Source organism: Sphingobium sp. TKS (assembly GCF_001563265.1).
In the GTDB taxonomy this organism is placed as follows: Bacteria; Pseudomonadota; Alphaproteobacteria; order Sphingomonadales; family Sphingomonadaceae; genus Sphingobium.
Map to the genome: position 1 here is coordinate 3,435,447 of NZ_CP005083.1, position 25,087 is coordinate 3,460,533.

Here is a 25,087-nt window from a genome sequence, read left to right on the forward strand (position 1 = left end):
CGGGTCTTTCTTCCGCACGATCCGACAGAGAGACTTGGGTGCTCCCGCGCATAGGGAAGCATGTGATGCAGGAAGATCATCTCTCTTTCCAAGTGGCACTGATCGCATCGGTCATCGTGCTGATCTTTCTTGGCTGGCGCATTTTCGGACGCGGCGGCTGATACTTGCCTTATAACGGCGCCGCAGGTGCCCCGGTTGTTCCAGACTATTATCGAAGGCCTATGACGATCCAGCCCCAATCCCCCCCATCGCTTTCCAGGATTCAACAGAACTGGCTTGCCGCCAATGAGCGGCGGCTGCTCAACTGGCTGTGCCACCGGATGCCGTCCTGGATAACGCCGGATCGCCTGACGGCGACCGGCATGGCAGGCGCGGTCATGATTTTTGCGGGATATGCCGCCAGCAACCTCGCTTCATCCTGGCTGCTGCTCGCCATTGCGGGCTATGCCGTGCAATGGTTTGGCGATTCCATGGATGGCAGCCTGGCGCGATACCGGCGTATCGAGCGTCCATCCTACGGATATTTCATCGATCATAGCTGCGATGGGCTGGCGACGCTGCTCATCCTTGCTGGGATCGGCCTCAGTCCATTCGTCACCATGGATGTCGCCCTGATCGCGCTGGCGGGCTATCTGCTGCTGTCGATCCATGCCTTTCTGTCGGCGCGGGTGTTGGGCGAATTGAAGCTTTCCTATCTTTCCGCCGGACCGACCGAACTGCGGCTGATGCTCATCGGGCTGACCATCATGATGATGGTGCTGGGAACGGAGCCTGGTCTCTTCGGGCGCTGGTCGGGCTTCGATATATTCGTGGGAGCGGCGGGATCGATCCTGATCGTCCTCTTCATCGCCCAGACGCTGATCACGGGGAAAAGGCTCGCCCTGGCGGAAACGGAACGCCGGATTTCGAGGTGAGGGACAGACCGCCGCCTGGACGGCGATCAGGATTTTCCGCCGCCCGAATTCTGAAAAGCGCGCCTGAAGGAATTCAGGCGTCCGCCCGTTCTTCCAGCCGCTGCTCCGCAGCGCGCAGGCCTTCGGCGCTCTCTATCGCCAGATCGAGCGGCCTTCCGCCCAATTGCTCGTCATTGCCGTTGAGAAAAGCGATGGCGTCCTGCGCGCCCAGTCGGGCGATGGCCAATTGGGAAATGCGGCCTTGCCGCGCCGCCTGTTCCGGAGAAAGACGGGGGCCATTGAAATGTCTGCCTGAATGTCTAGCCAAAGAGCCGCTCCTGATGGGCCGCCTTGTCGGCGGCCTGTTTTTTTCGGTCAGCCTCACCCATCAGGACACGGTCGGCCATCGCCTGCCACGCCGCCTTCGCGCGCAGGCAGCGATCGCGGACATTGGCCAGATCGGTTTCGCCCGCCTCGCGAGCGCATTGGGCAACCCGCGCCAGGTAGAAATCACTGGTGACGGACATGGGCAATCTCCCGAATGGAATCGAGCCGCGGCGTTTCAGCCGAGCATTTCAGCCACGACACGGCGCAGATCCGGGGCCGACAATACGCCCGCGGACGCGGGCCGATGGTCCGGACGGCGCATCTTGCGCAAAGCGGAAGGCCCATTGGAAAGGCCGGAGATGTTCGGAAATTTGAAATTCATGATATTCCTGATGAGCGCCTATGGGCGCACAATGATTGTAAAGTGGCGCGCAAACTCGGCGCTGCCTATGCCGCCGCGATATGGGCGGTCCGGCTGTGTGCGGACGACTTGCATCGTCCGACGCTTGGAAGTCGCCGGACCGGAATCCGGCCGGGCGGCAGGAGACCGACTACAGCCTCCCATGTCCTTGAACATTTCCTGCACTCCCGCCAGCCGAACAAACGGAAAGGCGGGGAATGCCGCCCCGGCACCGCCAAAGGCCGTGCCGGGAAAGCTTGCTTCAAAGCGGATTGTCCGCTTGACCGTCTGTCAGGCGGCTTCGAGATTGATGGCGGACTGCTTGCCGCGACGGTCGATCTCGATCTCGTAGCTCAGCCGCTGGTCCTTGTTCAGCGTGGCCATGCCTGCGCGTTCGACGGCGGAAATATGTACGAAGCTGTCGTTGCCGCCATCCTCGGGCGCAATGAAGCCATAGCCTTTGTCAGCGTTGAAGAATTTGACGGTGCCGATGGGCATGGGATGTTTCCTTTCACGAAAACAGGATACCCGCCCGCAAAAGCACGAGCGGAGCCGATAGCGCGAGAAGGGAAGGAGCACCCATTGGGGCAAATTCCGTCGCAGGCGACGTTTAGCGCCTTCCATATGGCGGGCGACGGGGCAAAAGTCAATCTGCCTTCCTCAGACGCTTACGGAATAGTTTAAATCTCGGCTTGAGCCACGACAGGATTATCGTGGGACAACATAAAATGACGCCCTTCCTGATCGAAAGACAGAAGCGAAATAGGCTCAGTGAATTTGCCGCCAGCCTCGTTATTGTGTCAGCTTATCCAATGCTTCGTTAAGTCGGCGAGCTTCCTCTGCTGAAAGATCAAAATCACGTTCCACTTTTTCTTTCGCGATGCTCAAAAGATGGGCCAGATGGTCGAATTTTATGAGTGAGCCAAAATCGTCTGGCTCCGACCCCGACTACCGGGTCGCCCCAACCAGCATAATGGCCATCGTTTCAACCGTCGGTTATTTGCCTGACCCGCGCGCGCCCGGCAGTGCGGCGCAGGGCATCGATGGCATCCCGACAGTCCTTCGCATTGGTGAAGCTGCCGCCGGAGGCCCGAACATGACCATCGGCCGTGCAGAAGCGCCACCGCCAATCCTCAGGCCCAGCGCGCTTGGCCAGCATATGCGCGGGCATGACCCGATAGATTTCGAAATAGGGTTCAGCATGATCATTGGAAACCCATAAGGGCACTGAGCGCCAAGGAGCCAATCCCAACGGGCCAGCCTCATTTTGAGCATTTGAAGCGTCGCCAGACTGCAACTGCTGGTTGGCCGAATATTGTTCAACATGCTTCTCAGCACCAATCTCAAGCGCATCGAAAAACGGATGGTCCAGAGAACCGGACATCGTCATCCTCCTGCTGTGCAAGCGGGAGTGCATGAGTCTCTCTGTCACAGGAAGCTTGCGGCGGAAAATCGCGTGATCATGCTCCATAGCATATCCTGCCATGAACCCTGCATCGATTCTCAATGTGCCCGGTCGACCGCTGGCTTCATGCCTTCCGGTCCTGTATCATTCGTCGATCGTTCGCGCGTTTCTGCAAGATGCGACCGGCTGAGAGACCAGATTGTGCTCCCACTTGCTGACGGGAGAATGAAAATCGACGAACTTCTTTCCCATCGGAATATCATAAGAAGCTGGCATGAGTGGGAGATTGATGGACGAGAACGGCATCTCATCCTGGTGATTGAAACCGATGTCGAGATGCAACCAGAAGCCGAGAATTATGACGCCGCCTTGATGGAGGAGGTGCGAACGGCAGCAGTTGCGCTGTTGCGCGCCACACCCAGCGCGATCGACCGCATTCGGATCGTTCCCGCGCGCTATTGATTGCTCTCCACTGCACCATGGCTTGTGCCCTGGCCGATCAAGCGGCCAAAGTCGGGCAAATATCTTGACGCTGCCCACCGCACGCAACGCGCAAGCATCCTTGAGGGCGCCTGCGACTTCTTCCAGCATGACCCTCCCAGCCTCAAACTTCCTCTCCTTATGCGTGTCGGTCGTATCGAATTGCGATACGGCGCCAGTTTCAAGATGGCCCAACAGCCGTTCAATGACATTGCTGCGTCGATAGATCCGCCGTTCAAAAGCGGCTTTCTCTGAAATGCTGGCGGCGACTTCTTCGCACGCGGGCCGTTTACGACTGGAGATCACCACCCGCGTGCCCGCCTCTGCGAGGGCTTTTACGATGGCGCAGCCGATGCCGCGTGACGAGCCGGTGATAAGCGCGACTTTCCGGTCAAGTCGGACTGTTTCATAGATCCTCTCCGGTCCGAAGTAACCTCATGGTTGATTGGCTGGAGGCATCGACGCAGAGCTTTCCTGCACCTGCAAGCACGGCAGCCGCAAAGTCCGCGTCTACATCCCGCACGCTGAGCCCCCTCTCCGCGTCCACGTCACCACGGGGGTGCCGGCGCGCTGTTCAGGGCGTCATGAAGTTCAAGCATCGAGCCGCAGGTTCAACGTCCGCGAGGCGTCTATCGGAAGCGCTGTCTTGTAGGTGACCTGTTTCAACACGAGGTTTGACCGGATACTCGCCACCCCTTCGATCTTGGACAACTTCTTGGCGATCAGCCATTCAAGCTCTTCGACGTCCCGAACGATGACGCGAAGGAGAAAGTCACACTCGCCCGTCATCCAGTTGCATTCCATTACTTCAGGCAACCGTTCGACGGCCGCCTGAAACGCGTCCAACGCGGCGCGCGGCTGCTTGTCGAGAGTGACCTGGATGTAGGCATTGATCTCCAGCCCCATGACCTTCGGGTTCAGAAGCGTGACGCGCCGGTCGATGATGCCGGTCTGCTCCAGCTTCCTCACTCGGGTGAGACAGGGCGAAGGCGAAAGGTTGACCCGGTCGGCAAGCTCCACATTGGTCAGATTTGCGTCTCTTTGCAGTTCATTCAGGATCTTGATGTCCGTCCTATCGAGCGTGAGCATGTTCATTTTGCTATCCTACCCGCTTTGAAAAAGCAGCCTGAAGTGCAAATGCGGCGGATACCGGCACAAAATTCCGTGGACCGTTACAACCGGATCTCCAGGCATCTATCCTCGTCGATTTTTACCAAAACCACGGCAGACTATATTCCGGCGGATCGACCGACAGGATTCACATAATTGCCAATTTATGTCGCAAAACGGTCAAAATCGGGTATAAACTTGGCTGAAAAGGAGAGTGCGGCATGTCAGAGATGGCACGAAGCATCGCGAATCGGTCAACTGACATTATAATGGATGAGGCCGCCAGACGCTGCTGGGATCTGGAGGGTCTGCGCGTCAGTTTTTCATCACTCGATCCTGACGAATATCCCCGCCCAGTGACCTCCTTCCTGGTTCAGCGCAAAGAGAATGACGACGAGCTGCCGATCCACCAGCACAGGAAGGGGCAACTGGTCGTCAGCGCGCAGGGTTCGATTGTCTGCCGCACACTTGACGGCATCCGCATTGTTCCGTCCAACGGCGCCGTGTGGGTGCCGGGCGGTGTGCCCCATCGTATCGCTATCTCTGACAATGGCAGATCCTATTGCGTGTTCATTGACCCGGATGTCGGCGCGCTTCCGCATTCCTGCGCAACCTTCTCTATCAATCCCATGCTGCGGGAGATGATCTTCCACCTCGCCAAGCTGCCGCCGCTCTACCCGCTGGAAGGGCCGACCAGCCGCCTCGCACGGGTTCTTCTGGACGAATTGGCCCAGATGAAGGCGGAACCTCTTCACTTTCCTGTCACCAGCCATCCGAAGATACAACAGATCGCCGCGGAATTGCTTGATTCGCCCGACGATCGAAGAACCGTGCGGGAGTGGGCCAGGACAGTGGCCATGAGCGAGCGGACGCTGGCAAGGCTGATTCTCAAGCATACCGGCATGACGTTCGGCCGCTGGCGCCAACAGCTCCACATCGTCATCGCGGTGCAGAAACTTGGCTTTGGAACGACGGTCCAGGTCATATCTCAGGAGCTGGGATATGATTCCCCAAGCGCCTTCACCGCTATGTTCAAGAAATATATGGGCCAGCCTCCGCGGCGGTATCTGCAGGATCGGGTGGAGGGAGAGGCGACCTGATCGGTGGGCGGCTTCAGAGAACGGACCGCCCCTTACGCTGGGAAGCGCCGCCTCCACCTCCGCGGCTTCAACTGACGATGTCGTTGCGCATCGTCCGGCGGGCCATCAGAAATGCGATCGTCGCCGCAAAATATCCGAAAACTGATGACGATCAGCGACCATCGAATTCCCCCGCCAGCGCCCAGACGAGCGGCAAACACGTCGCTCAACGTACCCACGCTCAGGGGCAACCGAGCAGGTTACCGAAGACTCCCGGAGGCTGGGTGATGAGGCGGGCGCCATAGCGTTGACGGCCATGCGCCGTGGCTCGGGCAGGCTCCACAGGGAAATAAGGCCAAGAACGATTCCGGGTAATCCGACGATCAACGAGCCAACGGGAATGCCGAGCGAAAAAACGGCCATTGCCGAAGCCCGCTGTTCGCGGGGAACATAGTCGCTGATCAAGGAGTGGGACGCCGGCGTACACCCCGCCTCCCCAACGCCGACTTCTACCCGCGCCAGGAAAAGCTGCGCCAAGCTCTGGGCGAGGCCGCATAGCGTCGTGAAGAAGCTCCATACGATCGCGGAAATGCAATGACATTCACCCGGTCGCCGCGCTCGCCCACGCGGGCGATCGGCAGAGCAAGCGTCGCGTAGAAGAGTGCGAAAGACAGTCCCGCCAGGGAACCAAGCTGCCAGTCGGCCAACTGCAGATCTCGTTTGATCGGCTCGGCAAGAATGTTGACGACCTGGCGATCAAGTAAATTGAATGCGTAAAGCAGAAACAGGACCGCAAGCGCATAGCGGGGATATCGCCGCGACAGTTGCATGATCCTGTTGTCTGCTTCCAACGCGTTGCCATCGCTCATTTGGCCGCTCCCCCTCATCGCGGCCGCATGGGACACGCTGCCCAACATCGGGGGATGCCGCTCGACGTCCCCCGACTACCATTAGAATTTATAGGAGAAGGAGCCTTTGATCACCCGGGGCTGCCCTATCCTTGCGTCGCTGCACCTATCGCAGGCGCCGTTGACCCGGTCGCTCAGAATCTGATCCTGATACTCGGTGTTATACACCTTGTTGAAGGCATTATCGATGCGCAGGGCAAATTCCCATTTATCGTCGATATCAGCCAAGGAGATCCGGAAGCCGGCAATATCATAGGCCCGCTGCTTTGTGAGATTGGGGACATCCCAGTAGAAGCTGCTGGTGTGGGTAAGTTCGCCGCGCAACCCGACCTTCAGCTTGTCCGTGACGGGATGGGTATAGTCGGCATTGATGTTACCCGAGAAGCGCGGCGCGTTGGTCGCGGTGTTCCCAGTCACATCTTGCTCGAAGAAAACACCTTTCTTCCACTTGGAATGGAGGAAGCCGCCGCTGGCCGATATGGACAGGTCCCGTGTCGGCCGCAATGTTCCGGAGAACTCTGCGCCATACGATTCGGACGTACCGATATTGGTGATGAACTCAGTGATAATGCCGTCGACGTTGATGCGGGTCTCGAACTGGCGATCCTTATATTTTATGTAGAAGCCGGCCACGTCATATTGCAAAAGACCGCCAAACAACTCACCTTTGGCGCCAACTTCGAAATTGTTCGCCGTTTCCCGTTTGAACGGGATCAACACCGCATCCGCGGCGATGTTGAGCCGCCCTGGCTCATAACCCTTCGAAGCAGATGCGTAGAGCAGCAGATCGCGAGAGGCATGGTAGGCTAGCGAAAGCTTGGGCAGAACGATCGTGTCGGACGTATCGTTCTTTCCGCCGGTATTGAGATCGATCCCCTTCACCTTGTTATGGTCCAGGCGAGCGCCGAAATTTACCTCAAAACCACCGGATTTCCAGCCGATGTTGGCAAAGCCAGCATATTGCCGCGCCAGCGTGGTAACATTGTAATAGTTGGCGACGGTCGGATCGCCGGCCGCAGGCGCGCCAAGGTAAAGATCAACATGGCTCAGCAGATCAAGGTCGCGGATCGAACTGTAATATACGCCTGCCAGCCAATTGAGAGATCCGCTATTGTCGGACGCGAGCCGAAGCTCCTGGGTAAACACCTTCGTGACGACCGGAGCGTCCTGCGAGGCGGTAACATCGTCCGCAGGCGTATAGTCGATATCCCAAAGGATGCGGTTCTTACGTCGCGTATAAGAACTCAATGATGTCAACGTCGCGAAGTCGAGATCGCGTGTGACGGACAAGATCCCGCCCAGGATCTGCTTATGGTTGTAATTTCGCTCGCTGAGCGGCGTTTCGAACGAATATTCCTGCGGGCCACTTGTCACATAATAGTCGTTCCCGGCATTCTCCGTCCGGCTGTACCGGAAGCTGGCGAGCACTTCAGTTGCGTCGTCCGGGTTCAGGCGCAGCACCGTACGGAAGCCATATTCCGTCGATTTGTCGGAATTGACATGCAGATTGGGGTTGTACTTGTAGCCGCCGTCGTGATCGGCATAACCCGAGATGCGCAGTGCGGCGACTCCGTCGACGATCGGGACGTTGACCGAACCCAGGACATTCAAAATGTTCTGCTCGCCGCCCTCGACAGTGAAATGGCCTTCCTGTTCATAGCTCGGCTTCCTGGTCACGAACTTTATCGCGCCGCCGATGGAACTGCCGCCGTAAAGAGTTCCCTGCGGTCCCTTCAGCACCTCCAGACGCTCAAGGTCGACGAGCCGTGCCGATTGATCGGTGATGTTGCGCACATCGTCCACATAGAAACCGACACCCTGGGTGTTACCGAACGCACCAATGCCACGGATGACGACATTGGGTTCATTGTCGCCGCGACGGTTCAGTATGACGTTAGGCAGTTGCCGGCCGAGGTCATCGACATTGGCGATGCCGCCTTTCGTCAACATATCGGCGGAGAAAGCGGTAATCGTCTCCGGCACGTCTTGCAGACGCTCGCTCCGCTTACGGGCAGTGACGACGATGTCACCAGCCGAGCGGCCTTCCTCCTGCGCGTCCTGGCTGAACGGCTGGCCTTGAGCCGATGCGGGCGTCACTGCCAAGCCAAGGATCGACACCGATGCCACAGTCGAAAGGCAAATAGATAGAATAGGTCTGTGCTTCATTTTACTCCCCTTTTTGTCTGGATCGCGCAGATGCGCTGACCTTTTGCCGCATTGCTTGACAGAGCTTGAAGGTGCGTCGCCAATACAGCGCCGCCTTAAACCAGCTGCATTCCGCTCTCGAAGGTGAGTGGGTCACGATCACCTTACGCACTCTATCAAAAGTGCACTCAATCATGCGGCACCTGCTGCGGATGACTGAGCCGCCTTCATTCTTCCTGCGAACTTTTTATTGGATGGTCTAAAGTTGACCGCCTTGGTATTTCCGGAAAATTTCTCCCCTATTCATTATGAACAATTCAACCGAAGTTACCCGAAGAATAGATGAGTGGCGCCCTGCTGCCGTCCATCGCCGCAAACCCCTGCGCGAGGGCGATGTCGTCAATCGACAGGACGTTCCAGGAGAATGTCCCCGTTTTCAGGATGATGTCGTGCGCCTCGGCGCTTCGATTGATGCATGCCAGGACCATTGGCGGCTCGACACAGAGGGAGGACGCGGCCGTAACGGTGAGCCCGCGCCTGTCGGCGCCCCGCCCCGCCGCCACGATCGACCCGGACCCTACGATCGCGCGCAGAACCTCCTTGAAAGATGCCGGGCCGACACATTCCTGAAGCAGATTGTCCTGGTTGGTCACACGCCCTCACTGGTGTAAGCGTCGTCGTTCAGAGACGCTTTTGAAGTTTCCATTCCGCAAACTCTCACAAGATAACCGGCATGAGATGCCGATCTCGCACCGCCCGAACGGCACATGCGGAATGATCTGCCGCTGAGGATAAGAGGGGCAAGAATCCCGCTCGCCGCCGAACATGGACTTGCACATTCCCTGAATCGGCACCCATCGGCCTTCGCAGACGACCATCAGCAGAGATGAGGGAGCCCGCCGAAGGTTGCGGAATGAAGTCAGTTCATTGGCATCGATCAAGGGCGCGATGATGTTGCCGCGGATTGATGGCGTCGGGACCAACTATCCGCGATAGTAATTCAACGGCCGCGATCAGTGTGCATTCAAATTTGGCGATGTTCCACGATGTTCAGCCCATACCCCTTCAGCGCGACCGGCGTATGCGGCGAATTGGTCAGAACGATCATGTCGTGGATGCCCAGTTCAGCGAGGATCTGGGCGCCGACGCCATAGTCGCGAAGCTCTTTCACGTCACCGAGCGGTTCGCCGGCCTTGACGCGCAGCAAGCGCGAAAGCGGCGTATCGCGACTGAAGAGAACGACAGCCCCGTTTCCATCAGAAGCTATCAGTTCCATGGAGCGCGAGAGAAGATCGCTGCGGTTGTCGGCCTGGCCGAGAACGTCCGAGAAAATGTCCATGGCATGCATTCTGACGATCGTCGGCTTGTCCGGATCAATCTGTCCCTTGACCAATGCGAGCGCTTCGTTCTCCGCCCCTTTGACGCGAAAGGTGATCGCCATCCATTCACCGCCCCACTTGCTCGCGAACCTGGCACTCGCCAGCCTTTCGACACCGTGATCATGGCGGCGCCTGTACGCGATCAGATCCCGGATGGTGCCGATTTTCAGCTCATGGAGCCTTGCGAATTCCATGAGGTCGTCGAGCCGGGCCATCGTCCCGTCGTCTTTCATGATTTCGCAGATCACGCCGGACGGGTTGAGGCCGGCAAGGCGAGCGACGTCAACGGCCGCCTCGGTGTGGCCGGCGCGAACCAGCACTCCGCCCGACCTCGCGACAAGAGGAAAGACATGCCCTGGCGTCACGATATGCTCTGGTCCCTTGGACCCGTCGATCGCCACGGCTATCGTCCGGGCACGATCGGCGGCAGAGATGCCTGTGGAAACGCCGTCCCTTGCCTCGATGGAAACAGTGAACGCCGTCTCGTGCCGCGTCTCGTTCTTGGGACTCATCAAGCCCAGGCGCAACTGGTCCACCCGATTTTTGTCGAGGGCCAGGCAAATCAGACCCTTGCCGTGCATTGCCATGAAATTGATCGCGGTCGGCGTCGCCATCTGCGCCGGGATCACGAGGTCGCCTTCATTTTCCCGATCCGCATCATCAACCAGAATGAACATCCGGCCGTTGCGCGCATCTTCGATGATCTCCTCCGTGGACGAGAGAAATCGATCATTGGCATTGGATGGTGCGCCTGTCATTGTTCAACTTTCAACAAGAAATCCATTCCAGCGATGGTCGGCGTTTGCCAGGCCGCTTTCGGCCTAGAGCAGATTCCGATCCGATTGCATCGGCTCGACTGCTCTAGTCTTTTGATTTAACGCGTTTTCCGAGCCAGCAGGTGATTGGTTTCGCCGAACTGGCGTTTCCATCTGCTTCGAAAACGCTCTAGGAAAATGCCTGGCGGATAAGAATATCCTCAGATTCATCGTACAGGGAGTCGATCAAGTCCTTGTATCGATTATTGAGGTTCTTCCGTCGCTTCTTGCGAGTTGCCGTCATCACGCCATTTTCCACCGACAGTTCCTCGGGCAATATGCAAAATGCCTTGATCTGCTCCACTTGGGCAAGCCTCTGATTGGCTTTCGCCACCTCCGCTTCGATAAGGTGGATCACTGCCTCGGACGTGCACAGATCGGAATAGTTCTGGATCGTGTCCGACCGGCCCTTGATCCAGTCCATCATCGCGACGCGGTCCACTTCGATCAGCGCGACGAGATATTTTCTGCCGTCGCCGCAGACTGCCGCTTCGGAAATATACGGGCTTTGGCGCAGTTCATTTTCAATCTGCGCCGGACTGATCGACTTCCCGCCGGAAGTGTTAATGATTTCCTTTTTCCGGTCGATGAGCGCGAGCAAGCCGTCAGGTCTGAATTCGACAATATCGCCGGTGTGAAGCCAGCCGTCCCGCAGCGCATCCAGCGTCTCGTCGGGCTTGTTGAGATAGCCCACGAACAGCCCCGGCCCCTTGACGAGCATCTCGCCGTCGCCCGCTACCCTGGTTTTCCAGCGTGGATGGGCAATCGGCTCTCCTATCGTGCCCGGCTTTGACCAGTCACTCATCTGCGCTGCGTTGGCGCCGACCAACTCGGTCTGGCCGTAGCACTCCTTTAGGTTCACCCCCCATGTCTGCCACAGCTTCATGACGTCCGGAGGCATGGGCGCGGATGCAGTATATGGGTAGGTCAGTTGATCGAGACCGATCTCGGCCAGGATCGGCAGAAATATCTCGCGGCGGCAAGTCTCGAACAGGGCCTGGAGGAAACTATCCTTTGGACCGGCACTTTGACGATTTGCGAGCGCCTTCTGCGCGATCGACATCGCGAAGCGGTAAGACTTTCTTTTTGCCGGGTCCGAGGCGTTAACCTTACTGGCGAGTTCCGCCGCGTAGCGCTGGTAGAAACGCGGCGGGGCCATCCAGTAGGTTGGCCTGACATCTCGCATAGTAGCACCGAAATCCGCTCCCGAATCGCCAAAATAAGGGACCACCTCGCTTATGAGCGGCAGGACGATGCCCTGGCCAAGACCGACGACATGGGACAGAGGAAGATGGACTACGACGCGCTGCGGCTCCGAGAAGAGTGCCGGGCAGAAATAGCGCGTCGTGGCGACACCCTCTATCACCGCCCGATGGCTCAACATCGCGCCCTTGGGATTTCCGGTAGTGCCGGAGGTATAGATGATCGTGGCGATATCGTCGGGCTGCACCTGCGCTGCCTGCTCGTCGAGCAGTGAGGAGCTGTCCCCAACGTCGCGTAAGAAGGTAGGCAGCGGCACCACGTTGTTTGACGATGCCGTGTCCGGATCAAAGGTAATGATCTTCCTGAGAGACGCAGCCTGCGCCGCGCCGAGGATGACGCCAAGCTCCTTCTCGCCGGCGACGAACATGAACTTGCTTTTGGAATCTTCCAGATAATATTCCACTTCCTCTGTCGAAGAAGTGAAATAGATTCCGACCGCGACGCCGCCCGCACAAACCGTCGCCATATAGGCGGTGACCCAGTCTTGCGAGACATCGCCCATGATCGCGACATAGTCGCCCTTCTGAAGTCCGTTATCGAGAAGAGCGCGGGAGAGGCGCGCTATGTTCGCCGCATACTCCCCCCAGGTCGTCGTGCGCCATTCCCCGGCTCGCTTCTGTGAAAAAACGATTTTCTCGCTTAACATGTCACGTCGGTTACGCAACAACGACGCAAGTGTGTCGTCGTCATAGGCGACCAACTGGGGAGAGTATTGGGTGCTCACCTCAATTATCACCCTCAGCAAAGCGCTTGCGCTTCTCGCGAAACGCTGCGACGGCCTCCGTCCGCTCCGGGCTGCGGAATGTGATAACCTCGAGCGCTGCGGCCGTGTCAAGGTTGAGGGCGACCTGGTCCTTGATCAGCTTGTTCACGGCATATTTGGTCCAGACAAGCGCGTCGCGGGGGCCGCTTGCCAGCAATTCGGCATATTGGATCGCATGGTCAAGAAGCTTCCCGTCCGGAATGACCTTATTAATCATGCCCGCGGCAGCGGCATCTTCCGCGGAGATGAAGTCACCCGTCAGGAGATAGTGCTTTGCCCGCGCCGGGCCGAGCAGCAACGGCCACATCACAGCCCCGCCGTCGCCCGCAACGACACCGGCGTTGACATGCGTATCCGCGAAACGGGCGCTCGGGTCAGCGAAAATGATATCGCAGTACAGGGCGAGCGTAGCGCCCAGACCCACCGCGACACCGTTCACCGCGGCGATCAACGGTGACTCGAGTTCCAGGATGTTCCGGATCAGATGGCGACCCGAGCGCGTCGGTGAAATGGCATCGAGACCCTCATCGAGCGAGCCCTGGTCGCCGCCCGAGCAGAAGCCACGGCCGGCGCCGGTGAGCACGATCGCTTTCACCCGCGGGTCATTATCGAGATCGACGAAGACCTCCTCCAACGCGGAATGCATCTTCCAGCTGATGGCGTTCAATATTTCCGGGCGGTTCAAAGTGACGATCGCAACGCCGCTGTCGCGGACCTCGATCAGCAGATCCTCGTAGTTGTTCTTAAGCATTTCTATCTCCAGGCGTCCCAGGCTTCAGGCGGAAAGGCTGTCTTCGCGCATGGCACGAATTTGTCCGAGAACATCTTCATAGGGCCGGACGACATTGTTACGGTTCTTGAAGTACGGAATGACGTGCCGTCCAATCAGATCGATCGCCTTCATGATTTCGTGATGTGTAACGGAATCGAGGTGGAATAATATTTCGTCGATGCCAAGATCGACATATCTTTCCAGCTGGCGAATAACTGTCTCCGGACTTCCGCAAACTACGCTGGCGGACTCTTCGATCAAATAGTCCCAATCCGTTGCCGCACGGAGAAGCGCATCCTGGCTTTCCGCCATATATGCGTAATCCTTCGAGAACTTCGCAAGCTTTGGATAGCCGGTGGTAGAAATCTGGGCGTAATGCTTGAGCGGTTCGGCATATATGTCGATTGCCTCCTGGTCGGTTCTCCCGATGCCGATGAACAGCGGCATCCCAATGCGGGGCGCGGCCAGCGGACCGTCTGGATCCCTTTTCCAGTTCGACTTATAGGCATTGATGAGCGCGGCCTGCGCTTCCCACCCCTTGTAAAGGCTATGGCTTAGTACGGCGAGACCCTGCTCGCCGGCCCACACATGGCTCCGCTCGCTTGTCGCCGCGATGCCAATCAGTGGATACGGCTTCTGAAGGGGCTTCGGGACGAGCATGCGCGGAGGCACCTGGTAGTGCTTGCCATCGAATGTGAACACGTCGTTCTTAAAGGCTTCGCGGACAAGGGCCATGCCCTCCTCCATCTGCTCCAGCGTCTCGTTGGGATCCACATTGAAGCCGCGCATGGCTATCGTGGTGTTGGCGCGACCGCAATACAGCTCGTACCGGCCGTTGGAGAGGACGTCAGTCACCGCTGCGCGTTCCGCGGTGCGGAGAGCATGGTTGAAATTCTTCGGCATCAGAACCACCGAGGGCCTAAGCGCTATACGGCTGGTCTTCGCGGCGAGATGGCCATACACGACCTCCGGCGCCGAACTCGATATTCCGCCTAGAGCGAGGTGCTGTTCCGAAAGGGAAATGATGTCAAAACCCATCTTTTCGGCAAAGATCGCCTCATCGACCAGATCATGCAGCCGCCGCGCGTAACTTTCGCCGACCTGGGTTTCCTGCTCCGACCAGAAACCAAATTTGATAGACATTCAATTCTCCTTTCGGCACTCGACGAGCCCCTTTGATGTCGCGATCTTCCCATCAAGGTACCGGCAGAAGCTGCCGAAGATGCGGGGATCCAGACCGAATTACGGAATAATGTAGCTTGCAGCTGATGCTCGACGGTATCGAGTATGCACGACGGTTGGCGCTCGCTTTTTTGCCCGGTAACAGTGGGTGGCCGCGTCCTACCCAACGCAATCGGCAGTTCGGTTGAGCCCCTATTGGGCCGCGGCATCCAGAACCTTATCGATCGCCGCACCCACATCCGCGATCGCGGCCATGCCGTTGATCCTCCCTACAAGACCTTTGGCCTCGAAATGAGGCAGTATCGGCTGGGTCTTCGCGTGATATTCAGCCATGCGGGTGCGCGGTCCCCGCTTGAACATGTGGCCGCCGCAGACGTCGCATGTGCGCGCTGTTTTCGGCTGCTTATAACTGTCGTGATGGCCAGTTCCGCAAGCGGCGCATGTAAAGCGGCCGACGATCCGTTCGACCAGCCTGTCCTCATCCACCGCAAGCGCCAAGGAGTTCATCCAGGGCCACGACTTGAGCATGGGTATGCGGATAGCCTTCAAAGATCGTGCCTTCACCCTCCGGCATCGCATCCAGCACTCGCCGATGATGATCCAACCGGCAGCAGGAAGAGGGGCAGCCCGCGCGTTGCTAAGCGCGATCAACTGCTGCGGGCCTGGTAGGCGGCCTCCTGTTCGGCGAAGCCCTCAAGCAGAAGCGCAGCGATCCGCTCGATACAGCGCCGTCCGATCGAGACCGTCGAACCGTTGGGATCGCCCAAGATCCCGTTGGCGCTGACGGCGCGGAGCCCTTCCCGCCACATCAGCTCCAGGTCCGACTGGGACAGCAGCCCCAGCCTGCCTGCCTCATAGGCCTCCACGCGTACCCGTTCCGGATGGATATCGAGCATGACGGATGTTTCAGCGAGATCAGCATGGCCGCCGACCCTGATCGGCTCCCCGCCTGCCTCTGCGACCGCGTCGCGCCATGTCTCCAGCCAAGCACGAGAGTTGGTGTAGGCGATCACACGGCAAGGCTCCGGCACCGCCAATCGCAAGCGGGGGAGCATCGCCGCCAGTGGCGGACAGTTGCCCACATGGGCGGTAAAAATGAAGATGCGCTCAAAACCGTGCCTGGCAAGGCTGGTACAATAGTCTTGCACGATCATCTCGAACGTCTCGTCTCGGAGCGAGATCGTTCCCGGAAACACCATATGATGCGTTGAACAACCGACCCGGATCGTGGGCGCTACTAGCGTCTTTTCCAATCTTTGGGCGAGCAGGATGCCGAGATAGTCTGCATGGTCCGCATCTACGCTGAGCGGGAGATGCGCCCCGTGCTGCTCGACCGCGCCGCACGGCAAGATGATCGATCGAACGCCCGCATCAATCGCTTTTGCGATTTCGGCGGAGGTCAGGAGTTCAAGCCGAAGCGCATCATTCCCGCTGGTCATGTCACTTCGCCTTGCGCTGCAAGAACTGCTGGCGGGCGGCGGCGGCTTCGCCGCGGGAAATATAGTCGACGAGATCAGTGATCGTTCGTTCTTCCAGCGCTTCATCCGTCATGCGAGGGGCATCTCTGAGGGTCTTTTTGATGGCGGCGAACAGGTTCATATCCTTGCTGCGAAGCAGCTCAGCTTGCGCGACCGCCCGGTCCTGCAGCACATCGAAGGCGACCACCTCGTTGACCAGACCAATCGCCAGAGCTTTTTCAGCGGATACCAGTTGGCCGGTGTACAGCATCTGCTCGGCCGCACGGCGCCCGATGCGATTGACCGCCTGACGGATGCCCTTCGCAGCCGGCAGCAGACCATGATTGATTTCAGGAAAGCCGAACTGCGCCTTCTCGCTCGCCACGACATAGTCTGAGTGGAGGACCATCTCCATGCCCGCGCCGACGGCATATCCATTGACCGCGCTGACGATTGGCCGTCCGTAGTTCTCCTGTTCGATGAGGAACTGGTGGAAGGCGCGCATGCGGGGGACGGCGACTTCGGGATTGGCCGTAACCTCTCCGATATCGCCACCGGCACAGAAGAAGCGCGGCCCCGCACCCGTCAGGATGATGGCCGGGGCATCGGCGTCGTCACGGAGATGGACGAACCGGTCGACCAGCTGCTGAAACAGATCATGCGTCAATGCATTGGCGGGGGGCCGGTCTATCGTCAGCCGTTCGAGCGTCAGAGAGACGCGATCGATCCTCAGCATTCCATATCCTTTTCGTAGTCCAGAATTTAAGGGCGGATCCGCGACATTCCGGCCACCCAATCATCGTCACAGGGAACGGACCGCGCGAAATAATATACGCCGCATTCCCTCGGCAGGTTGAACCGCCCCTAGCTGACCGGGCTTGACGCCCGTTCACCCTGCACGCTGGACGCGCCGATCGCACTGTCCGAAGCGGCTGCACCATATTGGGCGCGAAGCCGCTTCTTGTCGATTTTGCCGACGCTGGTCTTGGGCAATGCATCAACGATCACAAAGCGGTCCAGCTTCGCATAGCGCGTGATGGCGCTCTTCGCGATGGCCTGTTCGATGGGGGCGTTGATTGCCGCCAGCGTAACCTCGGCCATGAAAGCAGGCACGATGACCGCGAGCGGACGCTCGCCCCAGTGATCATCCGGTACGGCGACTACCGCCACTTCAGCGACACCTTGGGCATTCGCCACGATCCCTTCCAAAAGAATGGAATCGATCCACTCGCCGCCGCTCTTGATGACATCCTTCAGACGGTCGCAAATTGTGATGTTTCCATGCGCATCGATCGAGGCCACGTCCTGCGTGTGAAGCCAACCGCCACGCCACAGCGCGGCGGATCCCGCTTCATCGCCGACATAGCAGGGCGTGAGCCAGGGCGCGCGAACAACAAGTTCTCCCCGCGTCCGGCCGTCATTGGGCAGCGTGTTCATGTTCTCATCGACGATCCGCGCGGAAACGAGCGGGATCGGCACCCCTGCCCTGGTCAGCAGACGCCCCTCGTCTGCGCTGCCGGCCTCGGTTCCGGGAAGCCGGCGGGTGATGGTCAGGATCGGTCCGCTCTCCGACATGCCATAAGCACAGACCAATTCCATACCGCGGCGGCGCCCTTCCTCAAACAGCGCGGGTGTCAGCGCGGATCCGCCAATCACCATCATCCAGCCCGAGAGGTCAGTGCCGGTTCGGTCCGCTGCCGAAATCAGCAACTGGAGGATGGTGGGGACGCCGTGCGAATAGGTCACGCCGTGCTCCGTCCGCAGCTTACAGATCAAGTCGGCGTCATATCGACCGGGATAAACCTGCTTCAGGCCCAGCATGATCGCAACATAGGGCATGCCCCAGGCGTGGACGTGAAACATCGGCGTGAGCGGCATATAGACATCGTCGATGCCGAAACCGCGATGGCGGGTGTCTCCGGAATGTCCGCATAGAGCAAGCGCATGCAGAACCAGTTGCCTGTGGCTGAAGCAAACGCCCTTCGGATTTCCCGTCGTGCCGGACGTGAAGAATGTAGTGGCGATGGCGTTCTCGTCGAAATCCTTGAACTCGAACGCAGGATCGGCGGCCTGGCTCAAGGCTTCATATTCGCCAACCGCCCAATCGGGCAGAGGATCGTCCGTCCCGTCCATGATCGCAATGATCGCCTTTAGCCCAGGCACGGCGCGCCGAATGTCTTCCACGAACGGGAAGAAGTCATGGTGGATAAGGATGACACCGGGGCTCGTGTGGACGAGCGTGTAGAGGATCTGCTCGATCGGAAGGCGCACGTTCACCGATTGCAAAACCGCACCCATCATGGGGACGGCAAAATAGGCCTCCAAATAGCGGTGGCTGTCCCAGTCCAGGACGGAGATCGTCATCCCTTCCTCCCCGCCAAGTGACGAGAGGACAGAAGCCAGCCTGCGGATGCGGTCGGCGAACTCACGATAGGTGAAGCGAGCCTGGTCGCGATATATGATCTCCTGATCGCCCGAGGTGATCAGTGCCCGGTCCAGCAAATGCTTGATTGTGAGAGGGTATCGGTAGGCTTCATCGGCTACTTCAGCAAAACGCAGGGGCATTTCCCTCTCCATTCGTTTATCCACTTGACCCTGCCGCCAGTTCCGATCGGATCGCGCTGATGATAACCATCCCGCGTTCGTAGCCGTCACCCTCCGACGGACCGACGTGAAACCTCCCGAAGATACGGAGCCAACAGCTGTCATCATCAAAGTAGCGCACATGCCACGGGCATTCGTTCCGAAGAACACCGCCCAGGGCCACTGCCCGAGCATTATCTAACGTGATTAGAGGGTTTGGCGGAAAGCAATGCCGCAAACCGCGTCCGCGCGTCGGCGTCTGCCGCTCATCGCTCGCTCCTGGTGCCCAGCGGATTTATCTCAAGATATTCGCGCGCGCGGAACCGGGGAGCTGGCTCCGTCCTCCTCGCATGGGAGCTGCGAAGCTCAGGTTTTGCGACTTTGGATCAGGCCGCGCGCGGCACACTAACACCCGCGCAGCCCCTTTCGGCGCGTGTTCGAGTCACCATTCACCTTAAAATCTGGGATCACTGACGCATTGATTCGCTGGAAACTTGTCCAAAGGAGGGACGGAGTGACAGGCGCTCAGTGACTTCAACTGGCCGATTCCGGCCTGTCAGGTTCAGAGAGGCAAAAGCGATAGCTGCCCTTCATTGGCACGCGTTTTGCCGAAAGTGGGCAACATAGCGCTACGCACGCAAGCAGATTTCCCGCCATCCCGACGGACAATCCCTTTAGTTCGCTTCCGCCGCCAGCGGTGGATCAGGCTCGGATGCATGTCCGCCGGTGCTCCCGCCCAGAAATAAACGTCATCCGATCCGTCGCGTCCTCGCTAACTCCAGTGCAAACCACGACGCTTGCACTCACGCTAACTCCGACGCCGGTCACATCAGAACAAGGCGGCACCTAGCGGCGGCATATGCCTCTAGAGACTCACACAAAGCAGCCGCTGTGTGTAGATGCCCCGCGTCCATCCACCACCATGATAGGGCTTTACACCATCAGCGCTCGCTGGCATTAGAAATGAAACGTTTCATTCTTAGCGGATAAAAAGATGGAGAACCGTAAGAAGAGATTGCTTCGACAAATCACCAATGCTCCAGCAACAAAAAGGGGAGAGGCATAATGACCATGGACGACCCGGCCGACCGGAATAATTGGTTCGCGCCGCCGCTAACCGAGCCACGTCACCGATACCAGCCGATCATCGCGTGCGCCTCCGCAGCCGCGCTTGCCGTCACGATGATGAGCGGGTCCACTCTGGCACAAACCTTGCCATCCGCTACCGGCGGAAGCGGTGTCCAGACGTCCGACGCACAGCTTGAGGAGATCGTCGTCACCGCACAGCACCGCAGCCAGCGGTTGCAGGACGTTCCTGTGGCGGTCACCTCCCTGTCCGCGACCGCTCTGGAACAGCAGGGCGTATCGGGCACATCCGACCTCGCCCAGGCGGTACCCAGCCTGATCTTCACCAGCCAACTCAGCGCGGCGAACCCCTATATTCGCGGCGTCGGTTCGCAATTGTTCGACCCGGTGTCGGAATCTCCCGTCGCGGTTTATGTCGACGACGTCTACATAGCCAATCCGCAGGGCAATGTCTTTTCACTGGCCGGAACAAGGCAGATCGACGTTCTCAACGGCCCGCAAGGGACATTGTTCGGCCGCAACGCGACCGGCGGCGTCATCCAGATCCAGACACTCGATCCCGAACAGACGATGCGGCTGGATCTGTCGGGCACCTATGGCAATTACGATATGACGGGCGCGTCAGCCTATCTGAGCGGCGGCCTCACCGATGGAGTCGCCGCGTCGATTTCGGTTCTCTACGAAAATCAGGCCAAGGGGTTCGGGCGCAACCTGCTGTCGGGCGACTATGTCAACCAGCAGGCGCGGCACAATATTTCGCTGCGCAGCAAGTGGCTGTTCGAACCGTCCGACAGCACCACCATCCGCCTGTCGGCCGACTATGCGCGGCTGGGCAACACTAACAGCTACCAGCGGCCACGCGGATCGGTTTCGCTGCTGCCTGACGCCATTCCGCCGATCGGCTATCCCGGCGAATATAACAGCAATGGTGGCCTGCCCAACTTCACCCGGCTGAAAACCGGCGGCGGATCGATGAAGATCGATCAGGACATCGGATCGCTGGCACTCACCAGCATCACCGCCTATCGCGAGTTGCGGAACAGCAATTCGCTCGACCAGGATCAAACCTCGGTCGTGGCACTCGACCTCACCTGGCGCACGAAGTTCCATAGTTTCTCGCAGGAAGTGCGCCTGCAAAACGCCTCGGCGGGCAAGTTCAACTGGATTCTTGGCGCCTTCTATTACAATGCGCTGGGCGCCTATGTGGATCTGCGCGCCGACGGCATGAGCTTCATCGATTATGAGCAGCAGCGCAGCGAATCCTTCGCCGTCTTCGGTCAGGCGACGCTGGAACTGTTCCGCAACCTCAATCTGACGGGCGGCATTCGCTACACGACCGACAAACAGACACTGAGCTTTCCGACCTTCGCCATAGCCGCCAGTCAGAATGTGAAGAAACTGACCTATCGCGTGGCGCTGGACTATCGCTTCTCGTCCGACATCATGGGCTATATTTCCTATAATACGGGCTTCAAGAGCGGCGGCTATAATCTGCTGGCGCCCGGCAACGCCTTCCAGCCGGAGGAACTGGACGCGCTGGAGTTCGGGCTGAAGACCGAATTGTTCGATCGCTCTGTCCGCCTGAACCTGGGCGCCTTTTTCTACTGGTATCATGACCAGCAGGTTTCGCTGCCCGACATTGGCGGCAATCTCATCAAGAATGCGGCTGGGTCACGGATCAAGGGGCTTGAGGCCAGCCTCGACTATCGCGCCAGCAGCCGGCTGAAGATCAGCGGCGGACTGTCGCTGATGGATGGCCATTATACCGACTATCCGGGCTTCCAGGCCTATGATCCCAACGGCCTGCCGCTTGGCCCGCCGGCCAATATGAAGGGGCGAACGACGGTGCAGACACCCGATTTCGTGGGGAATATTTCCGGCCAATACACCTTGCCGACGCAGGTCGGGGATTTTGCCGCCACTCTGGGCGTCCAGCATAATGGCGGCTTCTTCGCGACGCCCGACAACCGGCTGGAGCAGCCGTCCTACACGCTCGTCAACGCCAGCCTGTCGTGGCTGTCCAACGACAAGCGGATAGGGGTAAAATTGTGGGGCAAGAATCTGTTCGACGACACTTATTATGTGATCCAGTCGGCCAGCCCACAGCCGGTCGCCGATACCCAGATTCAGGCGCCGCCCCGGACGGTCGGGGTCACGCTGTCCTATCATCTTTAGGGCAGCGTGGACCCATCCAGCTGTAGAATGGCTGCATTGGGTGGAGAGCGGACCTTTCCAAATCCTCCCCATCGTTAGATGGGGAGGATTTTATTTCCGCAATGCTCCAACGTCAGACCTCCCAACTTCGCCTTGTTCAGAGCCTTTCGGCCGCTTCACGCAGGGAAAATTTCTGCACCTTCCCCGTCGACGTCTTGGGGATAGCGCAGACGATGAAATGTTTCGGTATCTTGTATCCGGCCAGATGCTGACGGCAAAAAACCTTCAGCGCATCGGCGTCCGTTTCGGCGCCTTCCCGCAATTCCAGGAAGGCACAGGGCACCTCGCCCCACCGCTCGTCCGGCTTTGCGACCACCGCCGCCAGGCTGACGGCCGGATGCCGGTGCAGCACCTCCTCCACTTCGAGCGAGGAGATATTTTCGCCTCCCGAAATGATCACATCTTTCGCCCTGTCGGTGATCCGGACATAGCCGTCGGGTTCGACCACCGCGAGATCGCCGGTGTGGAACCAGCCTCCGGAAAATGCCGCCTCGGTCGCGGCGCGATTCTTCAAATATCCGCTCATCATGATGTTGCCGCGGAACATGATTTCGCCGACGCTCCGCCCGTCGGCAGGAACCGGCTCCATGGTTTCGGGGTCGAGCACGCACATCGCCTCCTGCAACATGCTGGCGACGCCCTGGCGCGCGTTCAACCTTGCACGTCCTTCCAGCGGCAGTGCCCCCCATTCCTCCTGCTTCACGCAAATGGATGCGGGTCCGTAGACTTCTGTGAGGCCATAGACATGGGTGATTTCAAATCCTGCCCGCTCTGCCCCCTCAATCATCGTCGTTGGCGGAGCGGCGCCCGCAACCAGGCCGCTCACCGGATGATCGAGCCGTTTCCCTTGCCGTTCCGCCTCGTCGATCACCATCGAATAGACGATGGGCGCGCCGCACATATGAGTGACCCCATGCGCCTCGATCAGGTCGAGTATCAGCGGCGGATCGACTTTCCGCAGGCAGATGTTGACACCGGCATGGGCGGCGATCGCCCAAGGAAAGCACCAGCCGTTGCAATGGAACATCGGCAATGTCCAAAGATAGACCGGATGGGCGGCCATGCTCCAGCTGACGATCTGCGACAGGGAATTGAGATAGGCTCCGCGATGATGGGTGACGACGCCCTTGGGATCCCCGGTCGTGCCGGACGTATAGCTCAGCGAGATAGGATCGCACTCGTCGGCGGGCAGTGACCAGACAAAGCCGGCGTCGCCGCCGCGCAGGAAATCTTCATATTCGATCTCGCCGATCCGTTCGTTGCGGCCGTCGTAGAGCGGATCCTCTATGTCGATGACCAGCGGCCTTTCATGAACCAGTTCCAATGCGCGTGCGATGGTCCCGCTGAATTCGCGATCGGTCAGCACTATGCGCGCGCCGCCATGATTGAGCTGGAAGGCGATCGCTTCCGCGTCCAGGCGGGTGTTGAGCGTGTTGAGCACGGCTCCAGCCATGGGCACGGCGAAATGCGCCTCATACATTGCTGGGATGTTCGGCGCGATGATGGCCACCGTGTCGCCACGGCCGATCCCCTGCTTCTGAAGCGCGGAGGCGAAGCGGCGGCAGCGCGCATAGGTTTCCTCCCAGCTTTGGCGGAGGCTTCCATGGACGATGGCCGTGCGGCGGGGATGGACGGCGGCGGCCTTGGGCAGGAAGCTCAGCGGCGAGAGGGGGACATGGTTCGCCGCGCATGGCTGAAGACCGGAATGAAACGGAGAATTCGCTTCAGACGATTTGGGCGCGCTGGTCATGTTAGGCTCCTTTCCGCCAATATTGCATATATTTTGGGCCCCGCCCCAGAGGGCTTCCGCCGGCGCCGGACCACTTCATTGTCCGCCAGCGTGGCAATCGCCGCAACTATACAATGAAACGTTTCATTGCAACATCAAAGAAGGACTGATAGATAGTCCGCGGCAGGCGCGATGCCGCCTGTATTGCACACCGGGCGCGGCTCTGGCGCCAGTCCGCCCGGATCGCCTATAACCCGGACGCCAAGGAGGGATATTCCAATGTATCTTGAGAGATTTCGGCTCGATGGCCGCAAAGCGGTGGTGACGGGCGGCGGCCGGGGAATTGGCGCGGAAATCTCGCGGGCGCTGGCGGAAGCGGGGGCGGAAGTCGTGATCGTCGACATCGACGCCGAAACCGCGGAACGCAGCGCCTCGGCACTGAATGCGGCCGGTCTTGCCGCGCATCATCGCCAGGCGGACCTATCGGACGCGGATCGCGTCGAGGCGCTGGCCGAAGACATTGCCGGGGCCATCGGCGTCGTCGACATATTGGTGAACAATGCCGGCATCGTCCTCGTCTCCGACCCGCTCGAAACATCGGTGGAAGACTGGAAGCGCACGATGGAGGTCAACACCGACGCGGTCTATTATTGTTCGAAGGCATTTGGCCGCCGCATGAAGGACAAGGGCGCCGGGGCCATCGTCAACATCGGATCGCTCGCCGGATTCGTGGCGACGCGTCCGCAAAATCCGGTCGCCTATGCCACCAGCAAGGGCGCGGTCCATATGCTGACCAAATCGCTCGCCGTTGCGTTTGCGCCCCATGGGATACGCGTCAATGCGGTCGCGCCCAGCTACGTCGCGTCCGACATGATCGACCCGGAAAAGGCGAGCGGCGAATTCGCTGAATGGTACAGGATCTGGATGGACATGACCCCGATGGCACGCCTTGGCCAGCCCCATGAGATTGCGTCGGCTGTGCTTTTCCTCGCCAGCGAAGCGGCCAGCTTCTGCACCGGAGTGGTGCTTCCGGTCGACGGCGGATATGGGTCGATCTGACCTTTCCGCATACAGCCGCCGCCTGAACTGGCCGATCC

22 protein-coding genes and 1 pseudogene are annotated in these 25,087 nt (G+C 59.1%); 4 read left to right on the forward strand and 19 right to left on the reverse strand.

Features of this window, described 5'->3' with window-relative positions; translation table 11 throughout:
- Positions 1–221: 221 nt before the first annotated feature.
- Entirely contained in the window at positions 222–914 is a 693-nt protein-coding gene (locus K426_RS16965; RefSeq protein WP_066559550.1) for a CDP-alcohol phosphatidyltransferase family protein, read from the forward strand.
- Between the two features lie 73 nt (positions 915–987).
- Here K426_RS16965 and K426_RS16970 read toward each other — a convergent pair whose 3' ends face one another.
- The 6 genes from K426_RS16970 to K426_RS17000 form a co-directional block, all read right to left on the reverse strand.
- Complete coding sequence (locus K426_RS16970) at positions 988–1,221, reverse strand: hypothetical protein (protein WP_206377484.1); 234 nt, start codon at positions 1,219–1,221, stop codon at positions 988–990.
- Positions 1,214–1,420, reverse strand: a complete 207-nt coding sequence (locus K426_RS16975) for a hypothetical protein (RefSeq protein WP_066559551.1) — start codon at positions 1,418–1,420, stop codon at positions 1,214–1,216. The genes K426_RS16970 and K426_RS16975 overlap by 8 nt, the downstream gene beginning before the upstream one ends.
- 491 nt (positions 1,421–1,911) lie before the next feature.
- A complete protein-coding gene (locus K426_RS16980) occupies positions 1,912–2,118 on the reverse strand; it encodes a cold-shock protein (RefSeq protein ID WP_066559552.1) in 207 nt (68 codons plus the stop codon).
- A 487-nt stretch (positions 2,119–2,605) separates the two neighbouring features.
- Positions 2,606–3,091: a YegP family protein gene (locus K426_RS16985; RefSeq protein ID WP_145907362.1), complete on the reverse strand. Its 486-nt coding sequence runs from the start codon at positions 3,089–3,091 to the stop codon at positions 2,606–2,608.
- A gap of 78 nt (positions 3,092–3,169) precedes the next feature.
- Positions 3,170–3,919: an SDR family NAD(P)-dependent oxidoreductase gene (locus tag K426_RS30380; protein ID WP_082748654.1), complete on the reverse strand. Its 750-nt coding sequence runs from the start codon at positions 3,917–3,919 to the stop codon at positions 3,170–3,172.
- A 177-nt stretch (positions 3,920–4,096) separates the two neighbouring features.
- Positions 4,097–4,600 (reverse strand): Lrp/AsnC family transcriptional regulator, encoded by a 504-nt coding sequence (locus K426_RS17000; protein WP_066559560.1) that lies wholly within the window; start codon positions 4,598–4,600, stop codon positions 4,097–4,099.
- A gap of 284 nt (positions 4,601–4,884) precedes the next feature.
- Between K426_RS17000 and K426_RS17005 the strand changes: the two genes are divergently transcribed.
- Positions 4,885–5,715: an AraC family transcriptional regulator gene (locus K426_RS17005; RefSeq protein ID WP_066559562.1), complete on the forward strand. Its 831-nt coding sequence runs from the start codon at positions 4,885–4,887 to the stop codon at positions 5,713–5,715.
- A 105-nt stretch (positions 5,716–5,820) separates the two neighbouring features.
- Here K426_RS17005 and K426_RS30385 read toward each other — a convergent pair whose 3' ends face one another.
- The 12 genes and pseudogenes from K426_RS30385 to K426_RS17060 form a co-directional block, all read right to left on the reverse strand.
- Positions 5,821–6,231, reverse strand: a complete 411-nt coding sequence (locus tag K426_RS30385; RefSeq protein WP_237229823.1) for an MFS transporter — start codon at positions 6,229–6,231, stop codon at positions 5,821–5,823.
- Positions 6,204–6,563 (reverse strand): hypothetical protein, encoded by a 360-nt coding sequence (locus K426_RS32565; protein WP_237229824.1) that lies wholly within the window; start codon positions 6,561–6,563, stop codon positions 6,204–6,206. The genes K426_RS30385 and K426_RS32565 overlap by 28 nt, the downstream gene beginning before the upstream one ends.
- Before the next feature lie 81 nt (positions 6,564–6,644).
- On the reverse strand, positions 6,645–8,768 hold the full coding sequence (locus K426_RS17015) for a TonB-dependent receptor (protein ID WP_082748658.1): 2,124 nt from the start codon (positions 8,766–8,768) through the stop codon (positions 6,645–6,647).
- Positions 8,769–9,064: 296 nt separating this feature from the next.
- Positions 9,065–9,400, reverse strand: coding sequence for a flavin reductase family protein (locus K426_RS17020; RefSeq protein ID WP_066559571.1), 336 nt, complete (start codon positions 9,398–9,400; stop codon positions 9,065–9,067).
- A gap of 371 nt (positions 9,401–9,771) precedes the next feature.
- Positions 9,772–10,884, reverse strand: a complete 1,113-nt coding sequence (gene ribB, locus K426_RS17025; protein ID WP_066559573.1) for a 3,4-dihydroxy-2-butanone-4-phosphate synthase — start codon at positions 10,882–10,884, stop codon at positions 9,772–9,774.
- A 187-nt stretch (positions 10,885–11,071) separates the two neighbouring features.
- The gene (locus tag K426_RS17030) at positions 11,072–12,928 is read right to left on the reverse strand and encodes an AMP-dependent synthetase/ligase (protein WP_066559575.1); all 1,857 of its coding nucleotides are present in this window, start codon (positions 12,926–12,928) and stop codon (positions 11,072–11,074) included.
- A 1-nt stretch (position 12,929) separates the two neighbouring features.
- The gene (locus K426_RS17035; protein WP_066559580.1) at positions 12,930–13,718 is read right to left on the reverse strand and encodes an enoyl-CoA hydratase/isomerase family protein; all 789 of its coding nucleotides are present in this window, start codon (positions 13,716–13,718) and stop codon (positions 12,930–12,932) included.
- Positions 13,719–13,742: 24 nt separating this feature from the next.
- Positions 13,743–14,882, reverse strand: coding sequence for an LLM class flavin-dependent oxidoreductase (locus K426_RS17040; RefSeq protein WP_066559586.1), 1,140 nt, complete (start codon positions 14,880–14,882; stop codon positions 13,743–13,745).
- Positions 14,883–15,113: 231 nt separating this feature from the next.
- A pseudogene (locus K426_RS17045) lies at positions 15,114–15,504 on the reverse strand (adenylate kinase family protein); the annotation flags it as partial.
- A gap of 64 nt (positions 15,505–15,568) precedes the next feature.
- Positions 15,569–16,360, reverse strand: a complete 792-nt coding sequence (locus tag K426_RS17050; RefSeq protein WP_066559588.1) for a creatininase family protein — start codon at positions 16,358–16,360, stop codon at positions 15,569–15,571.
- 1 nt (position 16,361) lies between these two features.
- On the reverse strand, positions 16,362–17,114 hold the full coding sequence (locus tag K426_RS17055) for an enoyl-CoA hydratase/isomerase family protein (RefSeq protein ID WP_066559589.1): 753 nt from the start codon (positions 17,112–17,114) through the stop codon (positions 16,362–16,364).
- Positions 17,115–17,242: 128 nt separating this feature from the next.
- Complete coding sequence (locus K426_RS17060; RefSeq protein ID WP_066561924.1) at positions 17,243–18,943, reverse strand: long-chain-fatty-acid--CoA ligase; 1,701 nt, start codon at positions 18,941–18,943, stop codon at positions 17,243–17,245.
- 1,083 nt (positions 18,944–20,026) lie between these two features.
- Here K426_RS17060 and K426_RS17065 point away from each other — a divergent pair.
- Complete coding sequence (locus K426_RS17065) at positions 20,027–22,222, forward strand: TonB-dependent receptor (RefSeq protein WP_066559593.1); 2,196 nt, start codon at positions 20,027–20,029, stop codon at positions 22,220–22,222.
- Positions 22,223–22,358: 136 nt separating this feature from the next.
- On the opposite strand, the gene K426_RS17070 is transcribed toward K426_RS17065, so the two are convergent.
- Positions 22,359–24,011, reverse strand: a complete 1,653-nt coding sequence (locus K426_RS17070; RefSeq protein ID WP_066559595.1) for an acyl-CoA synthetase — start codon at positions 24,009–24,011, stop codon at positions 22,359–22,361.
- A 258-nt stretch (positions 24,012–24,269) separates the two neighbouring features.
- Here K426_RS17070 and K426_RS17075 point away from each other — a divergent pair, with 258 nt between their 5' ends.
- Complete coding sequence (locus tag K426_RS17075; protein WP_066559597.1) at positions 24,270–25,049, forward strand: SDR family NAD(P)-dependent oxidoreductase; 780 nt, start codon at positions 24,270–24,272, stop codon at positions 25,047–25,049.
- Positions 25,050–25,087: the final 38 nt, after the last annotated feature.

Excerpts from the sequence above, each read along its gene's own strand:
- K426_RS16965 (WP_066559550.1), top strand. The coding sequence starts at position 222 with ATGACGATCCAGCCCCAATCCCCCCCATCGCTTTCCAGGATTCAACAG.
- K426_RS16975 (WP_066559551.1), bottom strand. The coding sequence starts at position 1,420 with ATGTCCGTCACCAGTGATTTCTACCTGGCGCGGGTTGCCCAATGCGCT.
- K426_RS16980 (WP_066559552.1), bottom strand. The coding sequence starts at position 2,118 with ATGCCCATCGGCACCGTCAAATTCTTCAACGCTGACAAAGGCTATGGC.
- K426_RS16985 (WP_145907362.1), bottom strand. The coding sequence starts at position 3,091 with ATGGAGCATGATCACGCGATTTTCCGCCGCAAGCTTCCTGTGACAGAG.
- K426_RS17000 (WP_066559560.1), bottom strand. The coding sequence starts at position 4,600 with ATGAACATGCTCACGCTCGATAGGACGGACATCAAGATCCTGAATGAA.
- K426_RS17005 (WP_066559562.1), top strand. The coding sequence starts at position 4,885 with ATGGATGAGGCCGCCAGACGCTGCTGGGATCTGGAGGGTCTGCGCGTC.
- K426_RS32565 (WP_237229824.1), bottom strand. The coding sequence starts at position 6,563 with ATGAGCGATGGCAACGCGTTGGAAGCAGACAACAGGATCATGCAACTG.
- K426_RS17015 (WP_082748658.1), bottom strand. The coding sequence starts at position 8,768 with ATGAAGCACAGACCTATTCTATCTATTTGCCTTTCGACTGTGGCATCG.
- ribB (WP_066559573.1), bottom strand. The coding sequence starts at position 10,884 with ATGACAGGCGCACCATCCAATGCCAATGATCGATTTCTCTCGTCCACG.
- K426_RS17035 (WP_066559580.1), bottom strand. The coding sequence starts at position 13,718 with ATGCTTAAGAACAACTACGAGGATCTGCTGATCGAGGTCCGCGACAGC.
- K426_RS17040 (WP_066559586.1), bottom strand. The coding sequence starts at position 14,882 with ATGTCTATCAAATTTGGTTTCTGGTCGGAGCAGGAAACCCAGGTCGGC.
- K426_RS17050 (WP_066559588.1), bottom strand. The coding sequence starts at position 16,360 with ATGACCAGCGGGAATGATGCGCTTCGGCTTGAACTCCTGACCTCCGCC.
- K426_RS17055 (WP_066559589.1), bottom strand. The coding sequence starts at position 17,114 with ATGCTGAGGATCGATCGCGTCTCTCTGACGCTCGAACGGCTGACGATA.
- K426_RS17060 (WP_066561924.1), bottom strand. The coding sequence starts at position 18,943 with ATGCCCCTGCGTTTTGCTGAAGTAGCCGATGAAGCCTACCGATACCCT.
- K426_RS17065 (WP_066559593.1), top strand. The coding sequence starts at position 20,027 with ATGACCATGGACGACCCGGCCGACCGGAATAATTGGTTCGCGCCGCCG.
- K426_RS17070 (WP_066559595.1), bottom strand. The coding sequence starts at position 24,011 with ATGACCAGCGCGCCCAAATCGTCTGAAGCGAATTCTCCGTTTCATTCC.
- K426_RS17075 (WP_066559597.1), top strand. The coding sequence starts at position 24,270 with ATGTATCTTGAGAGATTTCGGCTCGATGGCCGCAAAGCGGTGGTGACG.